5 protein-coding genes are annotated in these 5,855 nt (G+C 64.7%); 3 read left to right on the top strand and 2 right to left on the bottom strand.

The annotated features are described in order from the left end of the window. Nucleotides 1-18 precede the first annotated feature (18 nt). The 3 genes from pdxA to EN906_RS20330 all read left to right on the top strand — a co-directional run bounded on the left by pdxA (nucleotide 19) and on the right by EN906_RS20330 (nucleotide 3,661). Nucleotides 19-1,023 (top strand): 4-hydroxythreonine-4-phosphate dehydrogenase PdxA, encoded by a 1,005-nt coding sequence (gene pdxA, locus EN906_RS20340; protein WP_127271304.1) that lies wholly within the window; start codon nucleotides 19-21, stop codon nucleotides 1,021-1,023. After that, a complete protein-coding gene (locus tag EN906_RS20335; RefSeq protein ID WP_127271657.1) occupies nucleotides 1,020-2,114 on the top strand; it encodes a four-carbon acid sugar kinase family protein in 1,095 nt (364 codons plus the stop codon). The genes pdxA and EN906_RS20335 overlap by 4 nt, the downstream gene beginning before the upstream one ends. A 200-nt stretch (nucleotides 2,115-2,314) precedes the next feature. Continuing rightward, the gene (locus tag EN906_RS20330) at nucleotides 2,315-3,661 is read left to right on the top strand and encodes an FAD-binding oxidoreductase (protein WP_127271655.1); all 1,347 of its coding nucleotides are present in this window, start codon (nucleotides 2,315-2,317) and stop codon (nucleotides 3,659-3,661) included. Nucleotides 3,662-3,718: 57 nt separating this feature from the next. Here the strand turns inward: EN906_RS20330 and EN906_RS20325 are convergent, their stop codons facing one another. Both EN906_RS20325 and EN906_RS20320 read right to left on the bottom strand, forming a co-directional pair. Beyond that, nucleotides 3,719-4,987, bottom strand: coding sequence for a D-tagatose-bisphosphate aldolase, class II, non-catalytic subunit (locus EN906_RS20325; protein WP_127268749.1), 1,269 nt, complete (start codon nucleotides 4,985-4,987; stop codon nucleotides 3,719-3,721). Continuing rightward, on the bottom strand, nucleotides 4,987-5,855 hold an 869-nt coding region (locus tag EN906_RS20320), incomplete at its 5' end, for a sugar kinase (protein ID WP_164777259.1). The genes EN906_RS20320 and EN906_RS20325, both read right to left, overlap by 1 nt.

Genomic DNA, 5,855 nt, shown 5'->3' with positions numbered 1-5,855 from the left:
GCGCTTATGGAGAGCTGAATGACCGCAACCATAGCCATCACCATCGGCGATCCGGCCGGCGTTGGACCCGAGATCGCGCTCAAGGCCGCCCATCATTTCGCGGCGGTCCTTGAGACTGGCACGGTTCGGCTCCGCCTGATCGGGTCACTTGCGGCGCTTGGCGGGACAGCCCGGTCGCTGGCCTTACCATTGCCCGCCGTCGCGAATGCGGATGAACCTCTCGGCATCTGGCCGATCGAGGGTTCCGCCGTTGAGATCGGACAGGTGTCGGCGGAAGGCGGCAGGCAGGCCTATGAGGCCGTGGCCGAGGGTGTGCGGCGTACGATGGCCGGCGAGGCTTCGGCCATCGTCACCGCGCCGCTCAACAAGGAATCGCTGCATCTTGCCGGTTATCGGTTCCCGGGTCACACCGAGCTGCTGGCGGCGCTTACCGGGGCGCGAGACAGCGCGATGATGCTCGCGCACGGTTCTTTTCGCGTCAGCCACGTCACGACCCACATTCCGCTGGAAGATGTGCCGAAGAGGGCGACGGAGCCGCGCATGCGGCGGGTTCTCGACCTGACGATCGAAGCCCTGAATCATCTGGGGATCACGGCGCCTCGCGTTGCGATTGCCGCGCTCAATCCGCACGCCGGGGAGGGCGGTATTTTCGGGACCCACGACATCCGCATTACCCAGCCGATTGTCGCCGACTACAGGGCGCGCGGCCACGACGTCCATGGTCCCGTTCCGGGCGATACCGTCTTCGTGAAAATGCGCGGCGGCGCCTATGACGCGGTCGTGGCCATGTACCACGATCAAGGCCATATTCCGGTGAAGCTGCTTGGCTTCCAGATCGACCCGCAGACCGGTGAATGGCTTGGCCTGAGCGGCGTCAACATCACGCTCGGCCTGCCGATCGCGCGGACCTCCGTCGACCACGGGACCGCTTTCGACATCGCCGGCCGCGGGATCGCCCGCGAAAGCAGCCTCATAGAGGCGATCGACTACGCCTTGTCGCTGACCACGGAGAACGCTGCGTGAACCGTAGCCCCGACGGGCGCGGGCTTGGCAAGCCGGATGTCCTGATCGTCGCGGACGACATCACCGGTGCGCTCGACACGGCCGGCTATTTCGCGAGTCCAGAAAAACCGGTGAAGGTCTGGCTCGACCTGCCGCCGGGCCTCTCCGGCTGCAACGCCATTGATCTCGACAGCCGGGACTTAGGGGAACGAGCGGCATACGATCGTGTCACAGGCGTTTTTGCCGATCGCAAAGCGGGCGCACGGTCGCTGTCGTTCAAGAAAATCGATAGCGTCATGCGTGGACACCCTGTCGCAGAGTCGGTTGCGGCCTTTCGCGCCGGACGGTTTAGGCGTGCCCTTTTCGCCCCTGCTTTTCCGGCGTTGGGCCGGGCAACAGTCAACGGCCGGCAGCACGTAGTATCGCAGGATGGGATAACACCCGTCGGTCCGGCACTTGTCGATGCATTATTGGGCCACGGGGTTCCGGCTGCCATGATCGGCGAGGCCTGCGCAAGCGAGGGATTTTTTGTCGCCGATGCGTCAAGCGATGCCGAGCTTGCGGCGGCGATTGCAGCCTTTGGAGTGGATAGCGAGGATCTTTATGTCGGCTCAGGTGGATTGGCCTCCATGCTCGCTGGAAGTCGGACGGCCCACCTTCGGCCACAGGCACTCGATCTCGCCATCTGCGGCACGAACCATCCGGTTGCTTTGCGCCAGGTCGCAGCGGTCAGCGGGCTGAAGACCGTCGTGATGGACGGCTCCAGTCCCATGCCTCTCGAACCACCGTTTGTTTTGCTCGCGCCCTCCCACGCTGCTTCGGAATCCCAGGCGCGCCTTGCCATCGAGCGATCGCTCATCCAGCTTGTGGCCAGGCTGCCGACGCCGCGTTCTGTCTTGGTGACAGGCGGGTCGACGCTGCGGCTGCTGGCAGGCATCTGCGGAGCCAGCCATTTCTTGTGCGAGGGACTCTACGAGCCCGGCGTGGCGGTCAGCAGGATGGTGTCGGCCACATGGAATGGCGCTGTCATCGTCTCCAAGTCAGGCGGGTTCGGGAGCGACGATCTTCTCGCTCACTTGGTATTTCCAGATGGACGAAATCGTCTACCGTAGGGCGCGTCAGGTCCGTTCGCTTTTACGATGCTGTTTCGACCTTTGCCGCCCGCGTCGCGATAGGCGGCCTTGAAGCACTAGCTGACGATCAATCTCCTCGCGTGGTATCGACATTTCACGGCGGCCAGATATCGCTGCCCAGATCTCGCTGCCAGCGTGGACCGGATGTCGCCGCAGCATACCAAGAAGGACGGTGCTCTTTGACAATCTTCCCCTTCACCGAAGCCACCTCGATCCAGTTCCAGCAGCCCCTGCCGAAGACTTCGGACGTCGTGATCATCGGCGGCGGGGTCATTGGCGTGAGCACGGCACTGTTCCTGGCGCGACGGAACGTCTCGGTGACGCTGCTGGAAAAGGGCCGCATCGCCGCCGAGCAATCCTCGCGCAATTGGGGCTGGATCCGGCAGCAGGGCCGCGATGCCGACGAACTGCCGATCGTCATCGAAGCGCAGCGCCTCTGGCGGCAACTGGCGCAGGAGTGTGGCGAGGACATAGGACTGAAGCAGACGGGCGTCACCTATCTTGCGCGGACGGACAAGGAGATGGCCGGTTTCGCGAAATTCCTGACGATCGCCCAGGCTCATGGCGTCGACACGCGTCTCCTCGACCAAGGTGAGTTGGCAAGCCTGATCCCGGCCATGGCGCTACCGTTCAAAGGCGCAATGATCACCCCGTCGGACATGCGCGCCGAACCTTGGGTCGCCGTGCCCGCGCTTGCGCGCCTGGCGGCCCGCGAAGGCGTGACGATCATCGAGAATTGCGCGGCACGTATGCTCGACATCTCCGGGGGTCGCACCAGTGGCGTCTGGACCGAGAAAGGGCTCATCGCGACCTCGAGCGTCCTCGTCGCCAGCGGCGCGTGGACGTCGCTCTTCCTGCGCGCCCATGGCATCTCGATTCCGCAGCTCAGCGTCAGGGCGACCGTCGCCGCGACAGCACCGATGGCGGAAATCCACGCCGGTGCCGCCGCGGATGAACGCATCGCTTTCCGACGCAGGCAGGATGGCGGGTATACGCTCGCATCGGGAGGCAGTAGCCAACTCTACATAGGGCCGGACGCATTTCGCCATGCGGGCAAATATATCAGCGCCCTGATGGCCAATCCCTTCGGCACACGCTACCTGCCGGCCGCGCCGCGAGGATACCCGGATGGCTGGTCGACGCCGCGCAGATGGAACGCGGATGAAGAAAGCCCTTTCGAACGGATGCGGGTCCTCAATCCCGCTCCCGAGACGTCGGCGCTTCGCGCCATCGACCGCGGGTTCAGGGAACTGTTCCCTCAGTTCACGACTGTGCCGATCAAGGCGAGCTGGGCGGGCATGATCGATGCGATGCCTGATGTCGTGCCCATCGTCGATCGCGCCGCTGCGATCCCAGGTCTCGTCATAGCGACCGGGATGAGTGGTCACGGCTTCGGCATCGGACCCGGCATCGGCCGTGTGCTGTCCGACCTCGTCCAAGGCAACGAGACCGGGCACAATCTCTACAGGTTCCGTCAATCCCGTTTCAGCGACGGCAGTCCGATCCGATTGGGGCCATCGCTGTAAGCGTTCCTGCCGCCCGCCAGGCCATCCGCTCTGGCCTTGAAGTGCCGGACGAGGATCTCAGGTGCCGCATGCCCCGGCGTAGGCCTCGATGCTCCGCCGGACGTGACCGATCGCGATCTCCTCGACGTCGCAGGCGCGGCCAGCCCATGTGACTGCAGAAGGCAGGTGCTGGAGAAACAGCGTCACCGGCACCTTGCGGCCGTTCAACGTATCGAAGAGACGGTTGCAGGCGGCACGGGCTTGCGGGATCGCCCAATAATATCGGATGCGATCGGAATAGGAGTAGTGGCGCAGCGTCCGCTTGTCGGCATCGCTTCCATGATAGTGGCTTGCCCAATTCTTGGGGGTGGCTTGCATCTGCTCTTCCATGGCGTGGTAAAGTGGCCGCTCGCCATAGCCAGGCACCAGGTCGGAAGCGATCAGGTCGAGCGCGTACAGCGCCTCGCGCAGCTTGAAGGTCAGCTCGGGGCCGACCTTGAGGATGGCGAAGCCGTCCTCGACGAGTTCACGCAGCGGCCTCTCGCCCTGATAGTCCGTCGAATGAGCTTCGAAAATGAGCGACGGCAATGTGCTCAGAGTTGCCGCCAGGTCGCTGGCCTTGGTCCGATCGTAGAAAATCACATTCTGGTTGCCGAACTCCACGCCCGGCTGCACCACAAGCCCGATGACGCGGGAAAATGCGCTTTCAAGCCCGGCGGTTTGGAATGCCTGGGCGTGAATGGCATGTGTCTGGCGAGCCGCCTCCGGACTGGTCGGGGTGATCGCATCCAAAGCGTGATCGGCGCCGCCGGGCGGCGGCACTTCCGTGCCGATGATGTAAACCGGGCTTGCCCCGCCGCTCTGCGCTGCCGCCTGCTCCGCGACGCCTGCCAGCCTGGCCGCGCGCCCGGCCACCGTGTGGTCGTCTAGCGCCGCCGGTTCACCCGCGCAGCCCATCGAGGCATCGAGGTGGATCTTGCGGAAGCCGGCGCGGACATAGGCATCGATCATCGTCCCGGCCTGCGCCATCGCCTCCTCGGCGGGCCGGTCTCTCCAGGGATTGGGGCCGAGATGATCCCCGCCAAGCACGATCAGCTTTTGCGGGCACTGCTCGGCTGCCGCGAGCGCTTCCACCATCGCCGCGAAATCGGCCGGCGTCATGCCCGTATAACCACCCAGATGATTGACCTGATTACACGTCGCCTCGATCAGGACGGTGGTGCCGGTTTCCCGCCCGTGGCGCAGTGCGGCTTTCAGCACCAGCGGGTGCGCCGAGCACACCGAGGTCACCCCGATTTTCTTCCCGTCCCTGTGCAGGTCCGGCAAATCGTCGATCGCCACACGCATCAATTTCTTCTCGCCGTTCTTGCCATGAAATCCTCCAGCTCGGCCGGCGTGCCGGCTCCCTCCATGGGACCGAGGCGTGTGACGTTGCGCGCCCCTGCCGCGTTGGCGAATTCGAGCGCCGTCTGCAGCGCCATCCCCAGCCGCCGGCATGCGACATAGGCTCCCCCGAAACAGTCGCCGGCGCCGGTGGGGTCCGTTTCCTCGACGATGAGGCCGGGGCAATCGGCGCGGGCTCCGGTGCTTTGACGGGCTGACGCGCCATGTTCGCCGCGCTTCACGGCGATCTCCTTGACCCCTCGTCTGAACAGCGCCTCGATCGCGCGTTCCTCCCCGTCCGTGCCGGCGGCCAGGAACAATTCATTGCCCGACGGCAGCAGCAGGTCCGCTTCGTCCACCAGACCGGCGAATTTCTCCTCGGTCTGGCCGTGCGCCAGCAATTCTTTGCGCAGGTTCGGATCGAGCGACATCGTGCCGCCGCGTGCCTTGATCAGCGGGATCGCGCGTTCGGTGATCGCCCAGGCTGCGGGACTTGCGAACACCGTTCCCATGACATGGATATGCCCGCAACGCGCGATCAGCGCCTCGACCTGCGGGCTCCATTCCAGTCGGGCGGCGGCGGATTTGGCGATGTTGTAGACGAAATCGCGGCTTCCGTCCGTGCGGTAGCGAACAAAGGCGCTGCCCGTCGGATAATCCGGGGAAACAGCGATGGCTGAAGTGTCTACGCCGTCCCGCTTCAGGCGCTCCATGTTGACGACGCCGAAATCGTCGTCGCCGACCACGCCCACCATTGCGGCCGCTCCGCCCATACGTGCGCATTGATCGATGAAGATGGCGGGCGCGCCGCTCGGAAAGGGACCAATGAGGT

The sequence above is a fragment of the Mesorhizobium sp. M7A.F.Ca.CA.004.06.1.1 genome (assembly GCF_003999135.1).
Taxonomy (GTDB): domain Bacteria; phylum Pseudomonadota; class Alphaproteobacteria; order Rhizobiales; family Rhizobiaceae; genus Mesorhizobium.
Note: the sequence above shows the minus strand (reverse complement) of the source record. Positions and strands in the feature narration are given on the sequence as shown.